The sequence below is a fragment of the Larkinella bovis genome, assembly GCF_042655385.1.
Taxonomy (GTDB): domain Bacteria; phylum Bacteroidota; class Bacteroidia; order Cytophagales; family Spirosomataceae; genus Larkinella; species Larkinella bovis.
The window spans coordinates 1-18,359 of the sequence record NZ_JBHSMA010000001.1 but is presented as its reverse complement, the minus strand read 5'-3'; the positions used below and the strand labels follow the sequence as shown (position 1 = coordinate 18,359).

13 protein-coding genes and 1 CRISPR repeat array are annotated in these 18,359 nt (G+C 48.8%); of the genes, 3 read left to right on the top strand and 10 right to left on the bottom strand.

The annotated features are described in order from the left end of the window. Positions 1–37: 37 nt before the first annotated feature. The 3 genes from ACFPMF_RS00065 (at position 38) to ACFPMF_RS00055 (ending at position 4,772) form a co-directional block, all read left to right on the top strand. Positions 38–1,273: a glycosyltransferase gene (locus ACFPMF_RS00065; RefSeq protein WP_379840367.1), complete on the top strand. Its 1,236-nt coding sequence runs from the start codon at positions 38–40 to the stop codon at positions 1,271–1,273. Further along, positions 1,270–2,589 (top strand): family 1 glycosylhydrolase, encoded by a 1,320-nt coding sequence (locus tag ACFPMF_RS00060; RefSeq protein WP_379840366.1) that lies wholly within the window; start codon positions 1,270–1,272, stop codon positions 2,587–2,589. Before ACFPMF_RS00065 ends, ACFPMF_RS00060 begins: the two co-directional genes overlap by 4 nt. Positions 2,590–2,927: 338 nt before the next feature. After that, positions 2,928–4,772 (top strand): glycoside hydrolase family 2 protein, encoded by a 1,845-nt coding sequence (locus tag ACFPMF_RS00055; RefSeq protein ID WP_379840364.1) that lies wholly within the window; start codon positions 2,928–2,930, stop codon positions 4,770–4,772. A 14-nt stretch (positions 4,773–4,786) separates the two neighbouring features. Here ACFPMF_RS00055 and ACFPMF_RS00050 read toward each other — a convergent pair whose 3' ends face one another. The 10 genes from ACFPMF_RS00050 to ACFPMF_RS00005 form a co-directional block, all read right to left on the bottom strand. After that, positions 4,787–5,269, bottom strand: a complete 483-nt coding sequence (locus ACFPMF_RS00050) for a hypothetical protein (RefSeq protein ID WP_379840363.1) — start codon at positions 5,267–5,269, stop codon at positions 4,787–4,789. 200 nt (positions 5,270–5,469) lie between these two features. After that, a CRISPR array of direct repeats spans positions 5,470–10,708; the repeat unit is 30 nt; unit sequence ATTTCAATTCCACACAGGTACGATTAGAAG. Positions 10,709–10,925: 217 nt separating this feature from the next. Continuing rightward, positions 10,926–11,189 (bottom strand): CRISPR-associated endonuclease Cas2, encoded by a 264-nt coding sequence (cas2, locus tag ACFPMF_RS00045; RefSeq protein ID WP_379840362.1) that lies wholly within the window; start codon positions 11,187–11,189, stop codon positions 10,926–10,928. An 88-nt stretch (positions 11,190–11,277) separates the two neighbouring features. Then, positions 11,278–12,309, bottom strand: coding sequence for a type I-B CRISPR-associated endonuclease Cas1b (gene cas1b, locus ACFPMF_RS00040; RefSeq protein WP_379840361.1), 1,032 nt, complete (start codon positions 12,307–12,309; stop codon positions 11,278–11,280). Next, a complete protein-coding gene (gene cas4, locus ACFPMF_RS00035; RefSeq protein WP_379840360.1) occupies positions 12,306–12,818 on the bottom strand; it encodes a CRISPR-associated protein Cas4 in 513 nt (170 codons plus the stop codon). The genes cas1b and cas4 overlap by 4 nt, the downstream gene beginning before the upstream one ends. Positions 12,819–12,822: 4 nt before the next feature. Continuing rightward, complete coding sequence (locus ACFPMF_RS00030) at positions 12,823–12,957, bottom strand: hypothetical protein (RefSeq protein WP_379840359.1); 135 nt, start codon at positions 12,955–12,957, stop codon at positions 12,823–12,825. Further along, positions 12,942–13,319 (bottom strand): DUF1016 N-terminal domain-containing protein, encoded by a 378-nt coding sequence (locus ACFPMF_RS00025; RefSeq protein WP_379840358.1) that lies wholly within the window; start codon positions 13,317–13,319, stop codon positions 12,942–12,944. Before ACFPMF_RS00025 ends, ACFPMF_RS00030 begins: the two co-directional genes overlap by 16 nt. Positions 13,320–13,325: 6 nt before the next feature. Next, positions 13,326–15,794 carry a CRISPR-associated helicase Cas3' gene (gene cas3, locus ACFPMF_RS00020; RefSeq protein ID WP_379840357.1) on the bottom strand — a complete coding sequence of 823 codons (2,469 nt, stop codon included), beginning with the start codon at positions 15,792–15,794 and terminating at the stop codon, positions 13,326–13,328. Next, positions 15,779–16,480, bottom strand: coding sequence for a CRISPR-associated protein Cas5 (gene cas5, locus ACFPMF_RS00015; RefSeq protein WP_379840356.1), 702 nt, complete (start codon positions 16,478–16,480; stop codon positions 15,779–15,781). The genes cas3 and cas5 overlap by 16 nt, the downstream gene beginning before the upstream one ends. Continuing rightward, entirely contained in the window at positions 16,477–17,472 is a 996-nt protein-coding gene (gene cas7b, locus ACFPMF_RS00010) for a type I-B CRISPR-associated protein Cas7/Csh2 (RefSeq protein WP_379840355.1), read from the bottom strand. The genes cas5 and cas7b overlap by 4 nt, the downstream gene beginning before the upstream one ends. 12 nt (positions 17,473–17,484) lie before the next feature. Next, positions 17,485–18,180, bottom strand: coding sequence for a hypothetical protein (locus ACFPMF_RS00005; protein ID WP_379840354.1), 696 nt, complete (start codon positions 18,178–18,180; stop codon positions 17,485–17,487). Positions 18,181–18,359: the final 179 nt, after the last annotated feature.

The following is an 18,359-nucleotide window of genomic DNA, read 5'->3' as shown; positions in this document are numbered from 1 at the left end:
GGCAGTGGTCCATTGAGGACATTTAAATCAGTACATCATGTCGAATCATCCAACGATTGCGGGTCTCAAAGCAGGTCTGAATCCTTTGTCCAAATTTCTCGTATCGAATCAGGAACCATCCTTTTCATCCGTCTATGACCTCCAGGATTTACTCTGTTTTTCCCATCTGCGCTGGGACTTTGTGTACCAGCGGCCGCAGCATTTATTGAGTCGAGCCAGTCAACATTTCCGGGTCTGGTTTTGGGAAGAGCCCGTCGGCGATGATCATGACTGGCTGGAGGTTCGTTCCGTCAGTCCGAAACTCCAGCTTGTTATCCCCCATTTTTCGCCGGAAACCTCGCCGGAAACCGCCATCGATCAGCAACGGTGCTGGTTGAATGACCTGCTGGGTCAACACGGTATTGCCGATTATTTAACCTGGTATTATACGCCGATGGCGCTGCTGTTTACGGATCACCTGATGCCGCAGTTGACGGTGTATGACTGCATGGATGAGCTTTCGGCGTTTCAGGGAGCTTCACCCCAGTTGCGGGAACAGGAAAGGCAGTTGATGCAGCGGGCCGACCTGGTTTTTACGGGCGGCTATAGTTTATTCGAAGCCAAACAGAAATTGAATCCTTCGGTCCACCCCTTCCCCAGCAGCATTGATTATGAGCACTTTGTTAAAGCCCGTCGGGGGCTAACCGACCCCGCTGATCAGTGCGAGCTGGCTGGCCCACGCCTGGGGTACAGTGGTGTGATTGACGAACGACTGGACCTTCCTCTTTTGCGCGACCTGGCCCATCGTCACCCCGACTGGCAGTTTATCCTGCTGGGGCCCATCGTTAAAATCGATCCGGGGACCCTGCCACAGGGCCCAAACCTGCATTACCTGGGCATGAAGTCGTACGGGGATCTGCCCGCCTATTTCAGTCATTGGCAGGTGGCGCTGTTGCCGTTTGCCCTCAACGAGTCCACGCGCTACATTAGCCCCACCAAAACACCGGAATACCTGGCCGCCGGCCTGCCGGTCGTTTCGACGCCTATCCGGGATGTGATTACCACCTACGGGGCCTGCGGTCCGGTTCAGATTGCCGATTCCGTCCGGGCGTTCGAACAGGCAATTGAGCGGATTCTGCAAAACCAGCCGATGCCCGAATGGGCAGGTGTCGATGCGCAGTTGCGGCAACAATCCTGGCAGCAGACCTGGCAGGCGATGCTGGGGTTGATTGAAGGGCAACTGGCGGTAAAGAGCGCCGTTTCGCCCGCCACCCAACCGACCTTTTCCGCATGAGCCAGCAAGCCGGTCCCGCAGCCCCCGGGAGTTCGGTATCGCAGCCGCTAGCGCTCTGGGGAGGCATTGAGTGTACGGTCAACCGGGTGGGCAATAGCTATCAGGATCAACTGCAGCGTAGCGGGCATCACCACCGGGCCGACGATTTGGTTCGGATTGCCGAACTGGGTCTGAAAACCCTGCGCTACCCCATCCTCTGGGAGCGCACGGCACCGGAGCGGATCGATCAACCGGACTGGCGCTGGACGGATGAGCGCCTGGGGCTGCTGCGCCAACTGGCGATCCGGCCCATCGTCGGGCTGGTGCATCACGGGTGCGGCCCCCGCTATGCCACGTTTAACGGCCCGAATTTCGAACAGCAACTCCCCCGGTTTGCCCGGCAGGTGGCCGAGCGATATCCCTGGGTTGACGCCTATACCCCCGTTAACGAACCCCTGACAACCGCCCGGTTTTCGGGTTTATACGGGCACTGGTTTCCGCATAAAACAAACGTCAGGGTATTTGCCGAAATCCTGCTCCGGCAATGCAGGGCGACGGTTTTGAGCATGCAGCAAATCCGGCAGGTGCAGCCCCAGGCCCAGTTAATCCAGACCGATGACCTGGGCCAGGTGCACAGTACGCCCCTGCTCGCGTATCAGGCGGAGTGGGAGAACCATCGCCGGTGGCTGACCTGGGATTTACTCTGCGGGCGCGTTACCGACCATCATCCGCTCTGGGATTATCTTCGCTGGGCGGGCATCTCCCAGCAGGAGCTGGCCTATTTTAGCGACCATCCGACCCCGCCTTCCGTGATCGGGGTCAACCATTACATTACCAGTGAGCGCTATCTGGATGAGCAGCTTTGGCAGTACCCGGCTCACCAGTGGGGTGGCAACAACCGGCACCGCTACGTAGACACGGAAGTGGTCCGGGCAGCACCGGAGCAACGAACGGGCCTGGGCGGACTGCTCCGGCAAACCTGGGAACGGTATGGGTTACCGATTGCCGTCACCGAAGCCCACCTGGGGTGCACGGTCGATGAGCAGATGCGCTGGCTCCTTGAGGTCTGGCAGCAAACGGAGGAAGCGCGGAAAGCCGGGGTTGACGTTCGGGCGGTTACGGCCTGGGCGCTGCTGGGTTCGTACGACTGGGACTCCCTGCTGACCCGGCAGGAAGGCCACTACGAAGCGGGCGTCTTCGATGTCCGGGCAGGGCACTTGCAACCGACGCTTTTGGCCCGTCTGGTACACCGGCTCGCTACGGGTCAAAAACCGGGTAAGCTGGTCCCGCCCGGCCTGGGCTGGTGGCAAACCGTACCGGAAATGAAGTTCATCTAACTCTTTGAAAGTACTGGCCGCAGGCACTGCGGATCAACCAGGCTCATACTCAGGCGATTCAGAAACGTTATACCCGGCGCGGTACTTACTCCGTTATATTTTAAGGCCATGCGGTTTCGATTCTGGTGGTTCTGATTGACGGGAAAATGAACGAGAAGTATGGCCCACTTCCTGTATTTGCACGCCGTGGGTGATTATGAGACCCTGAAAGGGTTGCCGTTTTGAACCGGATCAAAAACCGGGTACCGGCCAGGGATCTGGCTGCTTACCCACCCGATAGAGGACCTTAAAACCGTGGGGACTCCTGGTGCAGCTATTTTCACAGTATCACGTTTCGTATGGAGTTAAAACATCCGAATACCGGGCTTTCAGCGAGCCAGCCCGAAGTCGCCGAGCCGGTTAATCAACTACCCAGAGCGGTTTTACGGCCCAATGATTACCTGTTGCTCGACGGGGAATGGCGGTTTTCACTCGATCCCGACGATCGGGGAATGGAAGAACGCTGGTGTTTAGGCCATTCGTTTGAAGGCACCGCCCACTGGCCCGGTTCCATTGAAGCCCATCTGGCGCAGGCCAAAGGGCAGGCTGGGGTTACGGGCTGGAACGATAAGGTGGTTGCCTGGTATGAACGCGACTTTCCTGCGCCCACCCGCACCGAAACCTCAACCCGGTCGATGATCCAGCTTACCTTCGGAGCCTGTGGCTACGAAACCCGCGTTTGGCTCAACGGCCACCCGCTCCGTACCATCGAAGATGAAGAGGTACACTTTGGGGAATATACATCATTCTCGTATGAACTACCGGAAGAATGTCTGCGCCCGACAAACCGGCTCACGGTGCGCATTGCCGATACGATGGATGCCGAAATTCCGCGGGGCAAACAGGAATCGCACGTTTATAAGCGCGGAGGAATCTGGTACCAGACCTACACGGGAGCCGTCCGCAGTGTGTGGCTGGAAACCGTTGAGCGCAACCGGTTGCGCTCCCGCGCTGGTGTCGTCAGCATTGTGGAAGACCGACTCGTCCGTTTCAGCCTGACCACCCGGATTCATGATCCGGGCGACTACGTACTGCGGTTGCAAGCCTTTGCGCCGGGATCGACATCCCCCCTGCGCACCTCCGACTATCCCTTGCGCCTGGCCGCCGGGCAAAAGCAGCAGCGGGTGGTGCTGGATCTGGACGATGCCCAGCTTTGGTCACCCGAAAACCCGGTCCGCTACAAACTCGTCGCCCAACTGATCGATCAGGAAGGGTATGCCGCCCAGATTGAAACGCATTTCGGCCTGCGAAAAATAGAAGCCCGGGGACGCTACGTTTACCTGAACAATGAACCGGTTTATCTGGATGGCATTCTCTATCAACCCGGTACGGCCACCTTTGAGGAAATGCAGCGGCACATGCGGGCCATGAAAGCGCTGGGGTGCAACCTGGTGCGGGTTCATATTGCCGGGATTGATCCGCGGATTTATAACCTAGCCGATGAGCTGGGGCTGCTGTTGTGGGTGGAAGTACCGAGCCCGCACGTCTCTACGGCTCGAAGCCGGGAAAACCACCGGGCCGAATTGTTGCGGATGGTGGCGCTGATCGGCACCCACCCCTCGGTGGTCATCTGGAGTCTGTATAACGAAGACTGGGGCGCTCAGGATATTGCGACCAACCCGGATACGCGCCGGTATATTATGGATATGTATCACTACATGCAACTGGCGCATCCGCAATTTCTGGTGGTTGGTAACGATGGCTGGCAGCATGTTTCCTTCGAAGGACGGCTGAAATCGGACTTGCTGACGGCGCACCTCTACACGCCGGACCCGGAGCGCTGGCGGGAGTTGCTTACCCGGATTTCTGCGGGCAAGCTGACGGACGTAGCCGTCTTACCGCTCGTGGTGGGCGATCCTTTTTTCTACCGGAAACAGGTGCCTCTGGTGATCAGCGAGTGGGGCGGTTTTGGTTTTGCCGACTATGGAGGCCCCCACGAAGGCTCTGAACGGGCGGAACGCATCCGGCTCTTCAAGCATGAATTACGCCAACACCCCATTGCCGGGGATATTTATACGCAGGCAACTAACATCGAAGACGAACGCAACGGCTTGATTGATCCGCCAACCGGTGAACTAACCGTACCCGAAAATTTACTGAATTCGCGGGACTTTTATCCGTCCGGTGTCCGGAAGGCAGATTAAAGGTCCGGAAAAGTTCAGGGACTTTCAGGCCGGATCATGGCTTTGCGTACGGAAGGCAGCAATTGAAGCTTAATCATTAAAAGGGCCATTAGCCCATCAATGAGCTGATAATGGACACGGTAGCCGACCATCCCAATAAGGATTCCGGTCCACAGCAGGAGCAAAAGGCTTAAACCGACCGAAGCCCCCCAAGCCCAGTGGTACCCTTTAACGAGCGTCTGGGCCAACGGGATCTGCAGGTTGATCCATAAGGCATAGGCCAGCACTAACGGCGCCAGCCCAAACATGGTCAGAATAAAAATGCCCGGGAACAGGAAGTTGTGGACGGGAAAGCTATTTAAAAGTTCAGCCGGAAGACCCAGGCAGCGCCCGGTAGGATCCGAAATCAACCGCCAGCCACCCTGTAGCCCCCCACCCGCAAAACAAAGTTGGGTTAAAATCAGGAGATACAATGAAAAGGGACGCGCAGGTTTATCCGTTGTTGATACGTCACTCATGAAATAGACAAACAAAACGTTCAGTAAATTGCAACTTCCTCCTGCCGTGCCTCCGCCCTTTAGCTAACCAGCTTGTAAGTAAACTGTTTATATCGTTGAAAAAGAAAGTACTTTGGCCCTCCGACGTAACATCCCATACCAGAAGCCGTCATAAACCCACGATCTTCGTGCTGCCTTCCAACAGTGGTATTACAGCTTTTATTTCAATTCCACACAGGTACGATTAGAAGGCATCCGTGCTGTTGGCGGTAGCCCCCGTGGTAATGCATTTCAATTCCACACAGGTACGATTAGAAGCCTGGTTGCCCCGGAAGGTGCCCGCTTCAAAGCCGAATTTCAATTCCACACAGGTACGATTAGAAGGCAATGTGGGAGCGGACCCCGCCATCGAACAGCAATATTTCAATTCCACACAGGTACGATTAGAAGCCATCCCCGTCCGAGACGTGGAACTCGTTCAGCCCCATTTCAATTCCACACAGGTACGATTAGAAGGATAAATGTCTAAATTTGTATCCATTAAGAGATAATTTCAATTCCACACAGGTACGATTAGAAGTGGTAGATTTCGGTTACCGTGCTGCCGGTATAATCCATTTCAATTCCACACAGGTACGATTAGAAGTGGTAGATTTCGGTTACCGTGCTGCCGGTATAATCCATTTCAATTCCACACAGGTACGATTAGAAGCCGGTGATGCCCTCGCCGTCCGGCCCCTTCCAGAACATTTCAATTCCACACAGGTACGATTAGAAGTGGCCGCCGTCGGGACCGTTGGAGTCCCGGTAAAGGTATTTCAATTCCACACAGGTACGATTAGAAGGGAACACGGGCAACCTGAACACGGGCGACCTGAACAATTTCAATTCCACACAGGTACGATTAGAAGCCCTGCTGGCTGATACGCTGAACGGGGTTAGTTTATTTCAATTCCACACAGGTACGATTAGAAGCTCCAGAACTTTCTGGTGTCGGCCATACACCATGATTTCAATTCCACACAGGTACGATTAGAAGTTTATACGATCCTTTTTTTATCAACCCTTTTTCGAATATTTCAATTCCACACAGGTACGATTAGAAGGCCAGCAGCCGGGCGTTTTCCCCTACACGTTTTTCCATTTCAATTCCACACAGGTACGATTAGAAGAGCGGCACCGGGGCCCGCAGCATGATGGATGTGGGATTTCAATTCCACACAGGTACGATTAGAAGCACGCAGGAAACCGTATACATTCACGCTCTTTTTGTATTTCAATTCCACACAGGTACGATTAGAAGATCCAGGACCTGCCCATCAACGAACGCATCAATTTCATTTCAATTCCACACAGGTACGATTAGAAGCCGGCACCGTCCCAGTTTGTGGGAGCTGGTTGAACATTTCAATTCCACACAGGTACGATTAGAAGGGCCCGTTTGCAGGTTGTTGACCACAGCCCCAATCACATTTCAATTCCACACAGGTACGATTAGAAGCAAAACCGCTGGAAATTGCAACCCGACCCGGCTATTTATTTCAATTCCACACAGGTACGATTAGAAGCATGAAATTCGAGTCGCAACGTTGAACTTCCTCATATTTCAATTCCACACAGGTACGATTAGAAGCGCGTACGGGTCGGTGAAGGTGATTTCATTCAACCCATTTCAATTCCACACAGGTACGATTAGAAGCGAGCTGGGCGAAAAGTCCCACTTTGACCCGACCACATTTCAATTCCACACAGGTACGATTAGAAGCACACCCGCTAGCGCGGACCGACGCATATGACATTATTTCAATTCCACACAGGTACGATTAGAAGGCCCTTTCGTGTACTCGATTGCTTTTCTAAGCTTTATTTCAATTCCACACAGGTACGATTAGAAGCCCTTAAGAAAATCCGGGCGGTAATGAAATATGCCATTTCAATTCCACACAGGTACGATTAGAAGTCCTCAACGCGCCAGGGCAGGATTTGATGCTGATATTTCAATTCCACACAGGTACGATTAGAAGATCGTAACAGCTCTCAATCCCCGTATCGGTCAGAAACATTTCAATTCCACACAGGTACGATTAGAAGGATAGGCTTCAGTAATCAAGTGCGTGGCGGAATTAAATTTCAATTCCACACAGGTACGATTAGAAGTGCCATTAGAGGTTTTTCTTGTTTAAGTAGGATTGAAATTTCAATTCCACACAGGTACGATTAGAAGCCGCACTATCACGACGCGATTTCGGGCCGACCAAAAGATTTCAATTCCACACAGGTACGATTAGAAGGTTTAGCCGCCAGCTGAACAACGAATTTGTGGCCATTTCAATTCCACACAGGTACGATTAGAAGCCCGGATTGGAGTTGCTGTAGACCCGAACTTTTTCATTTCAATTCCACACAGGTACGATTAGAAGACAGCAACCGGTTCCAAATGTCGGCAGCGGTGAGGTATTTCAATTCCACACAGGTACGATTAGAAGTGAGGCAAATCACCCCAAAAGAATACGCCCAAAAGCGATTTCAATTCCACACAGGTACGATTAGAAGATTGTCTACAGCAACGAAATGGTGCAGTTGTGGACAGATTTCAATTCCACACAGGTACGATTAGAAGTGTAGATTCTGGCCAATCAGTTGACCGGAAAGACATTTCAATTCCACACAGGTACGATTAGAAGGTTTGCGCTCCACTTGATCGCCTAGACTTCCATCGGTATTTCAATTCCACACAGGTACGATTAGAAGGGCACCCAGGATAGTTCATTGATCGTGCGGGAAACATTTCAATTCCACACAGGTACGATTAGAAGTTTTGGTTTCGATAGGCCCCCCGCCCGACCAGCCCCATTTCAATTCCACACAGGTACGATTAGAAGGCACACCCGCTAGCGCGGACCGACGCATATGACATTATTTCAATTCCACACAGGTACGATTAGAAGTGTCCGGGGCCAGCATTGCCCAAATCTCGAAAGGAAATTTCAATTCCACACAGGTACGATTAGAAGGATTTTTTGCATGAAGTTGCTTGACTTGCCAAAGTGAATTTCAATTCCACACAGGTACGATTAGAAGTCAGGATAGTTCCGATGATGGCAACCCACGCCAGAAATTTCAATTCCACACAGGTACGATTAGAAGTGCATCCGAAACCAGCTGACACACGCGACCTGCAAGCATTTCAATTCCACACAGGTACGATTAGAAGTCCGGAACGGGCATCACCACCCCCATTGAGCAATCATTTCAATTCCACACAGGTACGATTAGAAGGATCGACGGGCAGCCGGTGAAAAACCACCTTCAGGTATTTCAATTCCACACAGGTACGATTAGAAGTGATGCAGACCGGTATTGGGAACACCCAATTGAAAATTTCAATTCCACACAGGTACGATTAGAAGTATTCAGTACGGCGATGAGTTCGTTATCAAGCGTGTTATTTCAATTCCACACAGGTACGATTAGAAGAATCTGAAACGTGTTATACCTGCATGACCATTATTAATTTCAATTCCACACAGGTACGATTAGAAGGTTGATCCGATTCAGGCCACCATTCCTCCCCTACCCTATTTCAATTCCACACAGGTACGATTAGAAGGCCCGAGATCGAAGAAATGGAGGGCAACGTACCGCATTTCAATTCCACACAGGTACGATTAGAAGCAACAATATCGACCTGGCCAATGCCCAGGTACGGCTATTTCAATTCCACACAGGTACGATTAGAAGGCAGCAGGAGCGGATTGGTAGACGGTGGGGTAATGTATTTCAATTCCACACAGGTACGATTAGAAGGCGCCCTGACCAAACCCAAGCGCAGCAAGTACCGGGATTTCAATTCCACACAGGTACGATTAGAAGAGTTCCGTGATGCTGCATCTGGTCCTTGATCAGATGCATTTCAATTCCACACAGGTACGATTAGAAGCGGCCATCCTTCTGATGTGCATTTTTGTCATTGCTGATTTCAATTCCACACAGGTACGATTAGAAGACTCGCATCGGTCATGACCGTCCCCGGCGTGACCAAATTTCAATTCCACACAGGTACGATTAGAAGACCGAGATGCGGGCCAATTTCCCCGGCATTCCCGTATTTCAATTCCACACAGGTACGATTAGAAGTGAATAGTCGGTGTTTTTGAATAGTTCAGCGACTCATTTCAATTCCACACAGGTACGATTAGAAGCACTGACCCGGCCGGTTATACCTATATAGGAACCTATTTCAATTCCACACAGGTACGATTAGAAGAACTAAACGTAAACTTGCTATTCAGCCCCCAATCTCATTTCAATTCCACACAGGTACGATTAGAAGTCAAGCACATGATCGATCTGGGCTTAGCGGAAAACCATTTCAATTCCACACAGGTACGATTAGAAGGAATCGGAGCCCCTGTCGCTTGATGATATCCAGCCGTATTTCAATTCCACACAGGTACGATTAGAAGGCTGCCGACCCTTTGTACTTCCAGCCATTCCAGGTTTATTTCAATTCCACACAGGTACGATTAGAAGTCTTAATCTTGTAGTAAACCGGCTTGCCCTCTTCGTATTTCAATTCCACACAGGTACGATTAGAAGCCGTTGGGGTTGTGAGTGACTTCGATGAAATACATGATTTCAATTCCACACAGGTACGATTAGAAGTCGTCGCTGGAAAGTCCCATTATCGAACATGTAGGGATTTCAATTCCACACAGGTACGATTAGAAGTGATGGTATGGCATTTGGATTGCAAAATGGCTTGTTATTTCAATTCCACACAGGTACGATTAGAAGTGGACTTGCCCGCATTGGCCTGGTTGCTCGAGGCTGATTTCAATTCCACACAGGTACGATTAGAAGCCCGAATACCGAGCGTTATTTCGTCCGTTTCCAGATATTTCAATTCCACACAGGTACGATTAGAAGACAGTCACCGAATGGCTCTCAATCAACCCATCATAGATTTCAATTCCACACAGGTACGATTAGAAGGCCCGTGCCCTCCCATTCGTGCGAAATCGAATCAAATTTCAATTCCACACAGGTACGATTAGAAGGATGGTAAAGCTCGGCAACTTATGCCAACGCTACCGAATTTCAATTCCACACAGGTACGATTAGAAGCCCGAAGAACGGATGCATCAGGAACTTGTGGTTTTATTTCAATTCCACACAGGTACGATTAGAAGTCCAGCGCGAACAGCCGGGGCCGCACCGGGTCATCAAATTTCAATTCCACACAGGTACGATTAGAAGACCAGATCAAACCAGATCAGTCCCGAGCCGTCCTTGTATTTCAATTCCACACAGGTACGATTAGAAGCATTTGCGTTCTCCTAATCCAAGTTGTTTGAAAGTAATTTCAATTCCACACAGGTACGATTAGAAGTACCACCACGCCCACGCCGGTCGTGGGAACGAAAGTGAATTTCAATTCCACACAGGTACGATTAGAAGCCGTAAAAGTAAAGCAAAAAAATAGGCTTTGAGAAGCCTGGATGCAATTTTTGCTTCTTCAAAAACAGGAGAATTATCGTCGACCGGCAATACTATAAAAAAGCCCGCCGATCGACGACATATTGATTATCAGCCCCTTGAAACCTATCTAGCGTTCAAGCCTGCTTTTTTGCACAGCATGTCAAGGAACGGTTTTGGCCGGTCGACGACCAGCATCCTAAAGAAAATCATCAATCCGACTGCGTTCCTGTCCGACGATTTCCTTTTCCAGCCACCGCTGATCCCGGTTTTTAAACAGAATCAGGCTGTCTTCCTCTTCGTTCATGATCCGCCGGGCTTCGTACAGCAATTCCTTCAATTGCACCTCCGTGATCTCTCCCTCAAAAACCGAGTTCTGAATCCAGTTCAAATACCGCCGACAGAGTTTGAGCATCTTCCCGATGCGCTTCTGCTCCATGTCATACACCAAAATTACGTACATAATGCAATGAGTGACTTGTGAATGAGCGAATGATGGCTGCCGGATGGCTATTCACTCAATCACTCATTCGCTCATTCAACAATAAAACTTACCACCACGCCTTGAAGGGCCGGTATTCTTCCACACCCAGCAAATGCTTCTGCAATTTGTAGCACTCGAGCTTGATCAGGTGCCGGTAGCTCACACTCCGCCCCAGCACCCGGTGCTTGATGGTTTCCTTCAACTGCTCATCAAACCCCTGCACAAACCGCTTGCGGGCGGCTTCCCTCATCACGCAACCGCCAATTTCGACCCGAAAATCCGAGGGCTGCAACTGCCGTTTGTTGATCATCCGGAAAATCAGCCGATCGACCAGAATGGGCTTGAAAACTTCGGCAATGTCCAACGCCAGCGAATACCGGCGCGCCCCGGGTTCGTGCAGAAAACTGATTGTCGGGTTTAGCTGCGTGTGGTAAATCGTGCTCAGGCAAGCGGTGTAACAGAGCATATTCCCGAACGAAATCAAGGCATTCAGTTCATTTTTGGGAGGGCGTTTGCTCCGACCCTCCAGACAGAACGTGGCCCCCACAATGGCGTCGAAGGTGTCGTAGTAGGTCTGCCGGATATTCCCTTCAATGCCCATCAGCATCGGTATGTCCGTTGCCAAAGGCACAGCCGCCAACAACCGTTCGACCGTCAAAACAGCCTCCGACAGCGTAGCATCCGCACAATCGACGGTCGATCGGGTCCGGTTTTCATAGTATTTCAGCACCCGCAGGATGTTGTTGGCCGCCCCTTCCACAAACCGCCGGGCAATCTCGATCCGCTTTTTGGCCGACAGGTAGTGTTTCGTCTGATCCACCTGCATCTTACCAGCCAGCAGGTACTCCCGCGGCATAAACGACCCGGTATAGTGTTCGTAATAGTTGAAAAAATGCACCGCGATGCCTTCCTGTCCCAGAAAATTATACAGCGCCGAATTGGCATCCAGACTCCCGAATACATACAAATCGCCGACCTGCTCGATGGGAAGAAAACGCGGCTGGCCCTCACGACCCTCCTCATCCACCGGCGTAAACTTGAGCGTGTTATCCTGCCGACTCATCCGGCCCGGATTGAACAAATATTTGGGCTGTTTCATGGCTCCTCGGCTGCGTAACAAAAATCAAAATAACTGCACGACCGGCATTTGCTCCGCGCAATACGATCCGGACACCGTTCGGAGGTTACAATCCGTTCAATATCCCGCACCCACGACTCCACCATCGACACTTCCTCCTCGGCCAGTTGCACGGTTTGAGTCTGGCGGAGTTTGGGGTATTCGATCAGACCCGTGGCTCCCTCGACCCCATTGCGCCGGAGCAGATACAAGTAAAACTGCACCTGCGCCACGTGCGAATGCTCCAGCTTATCGGACTTCTTGATCTCGTGCACCACCTTGTCATACGGATCATAAAAGTCGATTTTGGACCCGTCGAGAATGATTTCGCGGTATTTCTCAGCGCGTTGGGGATAGGCGTGTTCGTGCAGTTGTTTCCCTTCGGCGACGGCCTCCGACGTATGCTCCATCCGGATTTGGTTGGCATGTAGCCACATCTTCCGGTGACAGAGATGGTAGTAATTGATCAGGGTAGCGTTGGCGTGGAGCATAATTTTATACGTCCAAAGATTGTAAGCGTTCCTGAATTTCTTTAAGTAGCCTGACTGCATCGTTCAACACGGCCAGATAAAACTGCATCGTTCCCTCGTATTCCGGTTTAAATTCCCCGATTTTCAGTTCCAAAGCCACCAGACAACGAAGCTTGAGGATAAAGTAACAAATCCAAGAAATACTCCTGCCCTCCAGGCAATTTCTCGCGCCAGTGGTGCGAGATTTGATAACTCCCTATACGTCAGAAAGAAATTGCGCATCCGCCAGAGGTTGGCAACCGAAAAACCGCTGATGCCCGGAAATGCAGCCTGTAAATCCTGGGACAATTGCTCCATCACCGATTTGCCCCACCCGTCGGATCCCTGCTTTTCCACAATCATCCCGCTCATGTCCCAATACAGCCCGATCAGTTGTTGATTGACAACGTCCCGAGCCTCATACTGCGCCTGTTGGATGCGGGTTTTGATGGTAGCCAGGAAGTCGGTGTAGGTGGGTTGCATGGGTGATTATAGTAAAGCATTGGCACTCGAACTATGTGTCAATCCTTCGTCAAAAGAGTAAAGTGACAGATCTGCTAAAACACGAATCCCGAATTGTTCCGGCTGATTTGCCGCCAAAGGAGCATCATTCTCGTCCCAAACCCGGAGCGTAATGGTTCGGTCAGCAATGCGCTTCAACTGCTGCTCAAGTTGACTTTTATAGTTGCGGCTCTCGCCGTAAGATTTACTTCGATCATTAGCTAATTGAGCCAGTTCAACCGCACGAGTATACGTATTGTCAGTTACGTCTTTCGGCACAAAATATCTGAACTCATGACCAAATTCGCGCTCTTCAATAAGTTTGAAGCTGCCTAATTTCTCAAACTCCGCTTTGTTAACACATTCAATCAAATGTAAGTCCTTATTGGCCTGACCCACGGTAAGATTTTCAGCTATGAACTGGAAAAATTGGCTTTGAATCGAGAACAGATCATTTTCTGTAATACCATCATGAATGTATTTACGGCTGAACTCTAAAAATTGCCGAGCCTCATCGCGATAAATCATTTCGGCACTGGCTTTTCCATTTTCGCCCACTAAGTGGAATGAATATACTTGCCCTAAAACAGATTCATTTTGATTATTTTTCAGTTCTCCATTTCGATTGCAACGTCCAGCACTCTGGATCAAACTTGGCAGTGGACACAAATCTCTGTAAACCACAGGGAAATCTATATCTACCCCTGCTTCAATAAGCTGTGTCGAAATTAACGTTACTTTCTCGCCTAATTTCAGATGCTGTTTGATGCGTTCAATTTTAGTACGTCGGTCAACTGGCAGGAAATGAGTATTGAGTAGATAAACATTCCTCTGGTCCTTCAAACGCTCATACAAGTCACGCGAATCGCGGATAGTGTTCAAAATAATCAGGCAAGATTCAGTTTGTCTTGCTAAGTGTCCTTCCAGATCATCTAGTGTAAACGGATCAGGCTCCAGCCAATTAATTCGATAACGGTTAAACGTATCTGCAGCGAAAAACGGAACAGGATCAAATAACGGATGTGGTAATATAAACTGCTTAAAAAGCTCATCCGGTTTACGGAGCAACGGCACTTCTGATTTGCTGTTGATAGTGAAATGGGGCATAGTGGCCGTCGATAGAATAGCGAACGAGTCGAATCGTCGGCAAAACTCATCTAACCAGGCTGTAAAAAAGATATACAGCCGGGGTGGTAATGCCTGAATTTCATCAATCAGAAAAATACGCTTGCTGAAATTAGGCAGTTTGAGAAGCGTAGCATTTCTGTTACTCATCAATGTCTCGAAGAACTGAACGAATGTCGTGATGATAAACGGGTGGTCAAAGGTCTGTTCCGAGAAAATTTCCTGTACTAATTTCTGTAGTTTTTCATTGGAGGGATTATCTTCCAACTCCTTCTGTAACGCTTCAATACGATCATTGATCGCTTTAGAGTTAACAGACAACACTCCGCTCTGTGGTTCTTCTTCCTTATCCGATTGGTTGAGTAATTCCCGGCAAATGCTTTCTACCTGTTCTGTTATAGATAAAAAAGGCAGGCAATACATAATTCCCATAGTTGGGTACTGCTGCTGAATAGCACTGGCCAGTGCTAGCAACATGTATGTTTTACCTGATCCCGTGGGGGCTGTCAGTGTAAATACCCGATTACCTTTAGCCAACCCGTCCGCTAAGCCGACTAAGGCAGCGTTTTTAATTTGAGTTCTTAACTGATTGAGGGCTGATATTGGTCTGAAACCTTGAAAGCGCACCGCTAAAGACTGCTCTAGCTTAGATTTAGATATTAACTGTTGCTCGTCGCAGAAATAGATTTCATTATTGCCCGCGTCCCGTTTATCTGCTTCAATCAGAGCCGCAAACGAAAACTGCGTATCCATAAAATAAGCTAGTGCATTCTGTTGCCAGTACTCGGGTACACCTTTCTGCTCCGTAAAATAAGTAAGGTCGAAAAGCCTCTTATTATCCGTTAGTTTGAATGATTGATGGGTCTGACTTAATCGGTGTTGGTAAAAAGCAGACATTGGCAACTCTTCTTTTAAAGACCTGACAAACTCTACTAATGCATCTTTAGGTTCAGAATTAAGAATTTTATCAAAATCCGGCAAGTGGCCGTGATGCCGGGCTATGATAGCAACCATTCGGAGTATGTCGATTCGGAGTTGCATATTATCCTCCGCTCTCATCAATCTCTTGAATTCCGCACTGTTTATTGATACGTAATTCAAAAACGCTAACACTGACAGATATGAATGCTGGCTATAAGCAGATGGTTTGACTTTCTTGCATGGTTCTAATTTATCCTGGAAATTAGGATTGATTTTACCCAGATCATGAAACAAAACCGCTTGTTCAGCCAATGGCATTGAGGTACGTTTGCGTGCTTTTCGCAAAACGCCCTCAATATGTACTTCCAATAATTTGTTGGGGTGCGAATTGAAATTCAGATCAGTACCCATTGGCTTTGGTCGGTAAAGATGTAGTGTGGTCCTGTAGCCGATAAGCTACGTTGTCGCGTCTCTGTTTCCGATGGATAGACAACCTGTTTGTACTTATCTGGCAGATTCCAGAAATCATCATTTTGATAGGATGGAATCCGTTCAAAACCAATCCGGAAGTTTTCCGACACTTTCAGTTGCTCTTTTTCAATAAAACCCTTCGTCTCAAACGGTCCATCGGCCACAAAATCGATTGTTCCCTGTCGCACAAACTTCAATTCAGCAGGACAGTTATGCAGACCAAGTATGGGCGTAAAATGAGCTTCCTGCGCTTTTATGTGCGTAATAAACTGATCGAATAAACTGGCTGATCGTTCATTAGCCAGGCCGAGCAAGACATAATAACTTGGATCTCGGATGAGTTCCATTTGCTTAGGCGCTTTTGCAAAAGCATCACTAACAGAACGGTTTGTAAATCCCCACGACTGTTTACGAACGGCATTTCGAACCTGCACCCCATATAGTAAATCGTCGCTTAACTGCGGAAACAAAGCTTTCATTTCGGTACGTTCGATCCCCAAAACAGCTCCTATCAATCCGATAAGTGCTGTTTTAGTGATAAAATCGTGCGACAATGGGTTATTGCTGGTTTCGGGTTTGCGGAAGTGCGCCCAGTTTCCTGTTATACCAATCAATGCCCCTCTCATACCATATCAAATAGAGCTAATGGACGCAATTTGCCACCGATAGCTGCCAACTGCGTCTGAATCTCAGGAACCTCGGTGTAGTATCGAATTTCAGACACCTTCGTTGATTCTAGGGCATTAACCAGTCTACTGAAATCAAATGGGCAATCGTCTAAGTCACGTAATTCTTCATCCCGTTTCCGTAATGAACCATCGGCATTTTTCTCGCTTAATTGCACGAAGCGATCAATTCCATAAAGTTTATCCGTTGGATTCGCGTACACAATCTGAAGCAACAGTAGAGAACTTTGATTCGATTTACTACGTGTATTGGCGTTGTTAACGCTGTTCCAGAGTGCTTTCAACATCTCCAGCACGTCATCATCGGTTAAGCCGCTCAACTTTGCAGAAAAAGGGTTAATCCATCCGTGAATCTGACATAAGGCAAAAGGTACGACCGTGGTTGTGCCAATAGCTCCGCGCGATTTCTCTGCACTTGATGAAAAAACAGACGTATTCTGGTGAATACGTAAATCAACAGAGTTAAGAGAAGGATTTAATAATGCAAATTGTACAGGTCCAGTTAAATTAACAGCCGCACCTTCTTTAGTAGATATTCCACCAAAAAGTCGCACATCAATACACTGCTTTATTAGTTGTAGAGCTTTTTCCTCCTGACGCTTATTCTTATTGGCCGTTAAAACATCCTTAAAATCTTTGTATTTCTCTTTACTGGCAAGGGCATTTATCCGAACAGAGGAACCCGATTCATCTGCTTTTTGGGTAATCTTATCCGAATTGATAACATATACGTCCCAGTCCGGTTTTGCACCAGACTCGATAAGTTGGACAAAATAATCTCTGATAAAGCGTTTGATACGTACATCACTAACTAAAATTTTCTTGGTCTCTTCGTCATAGCGTTGTTCACCTGTAAATGGGTCGCCGTTAGGAATCGAGTATTTGCTTTCGTACAGGAACAGTAGTTCTGATTTTTCGGTAATAGTTGCCATCAGTTACTAAGTTTAGTTGGTGGTTGTTTCTGTTTTAGTTTCTTTTTCTTTACGGTCGATCGTGTAGTAGCTTTCAAAAAAGCCAAGTGAACAATGGTGTTTATTGTACCGCTCGTCGAACTGTCGGAGTAATGCGGTTAGATTCAAAAAAGCATTTTTTACATCGGGATAGAGCCGTTCATGGATCGTCAGCTTTTGGTTTAAAAAATCACAAAAAGCTGCTACATCGTCCAGCGATGAAATGCGACGTGTTAGGTTACCCACGTAGCTTTTCTCGAACGACTTAATAGGACAGTCGTCCCGCCAGGCGGCAAATTGTTTCGCCATCGTGCCGAGATACTGTCCAATGGCGTAACTTTTGGTTTCGGTAATCTGCATAAGGTTATCTTGTTTTTGGATGAGCATCAGAAAATAGAAATCATACTTAAAGGTGGAAAAACCTTGTCCTCCGTTTCGGATGTTGTTTTCTACTTTTTCAATAAAGGCCGGTAACAGCAGAGGATCGTCGTAGTACGTGTCGGTGTAAATCTGAGGCAACACTTTGAGCAGATGGAACTGATATTTCTTCTCATTTTTAGTACGGTCGCTAAGAATTTTCAGGAAACTGAATTTTAAGTCCAGGGCCAGATCAACCTTTAGTTTTCCCTGAAATTCTATTTTAGCATGTTGACGTAAATCCCTTCGAACCTTTTGGATACGTTTACTCACTTCTACTAACAAGCTTTTCTGAACACTAGATACCTCAACTAAATCAGAATACTGAGATGGTCCAATAAATCGGCACAGTGAACTTGCTTAACTTGCAAGAACATGCAGCCTAAAAACACCCCCCTTAAAAGGCGTAAATACGACGCGACTTTTAAAGCAGACGTGCTGAAGATGATTGC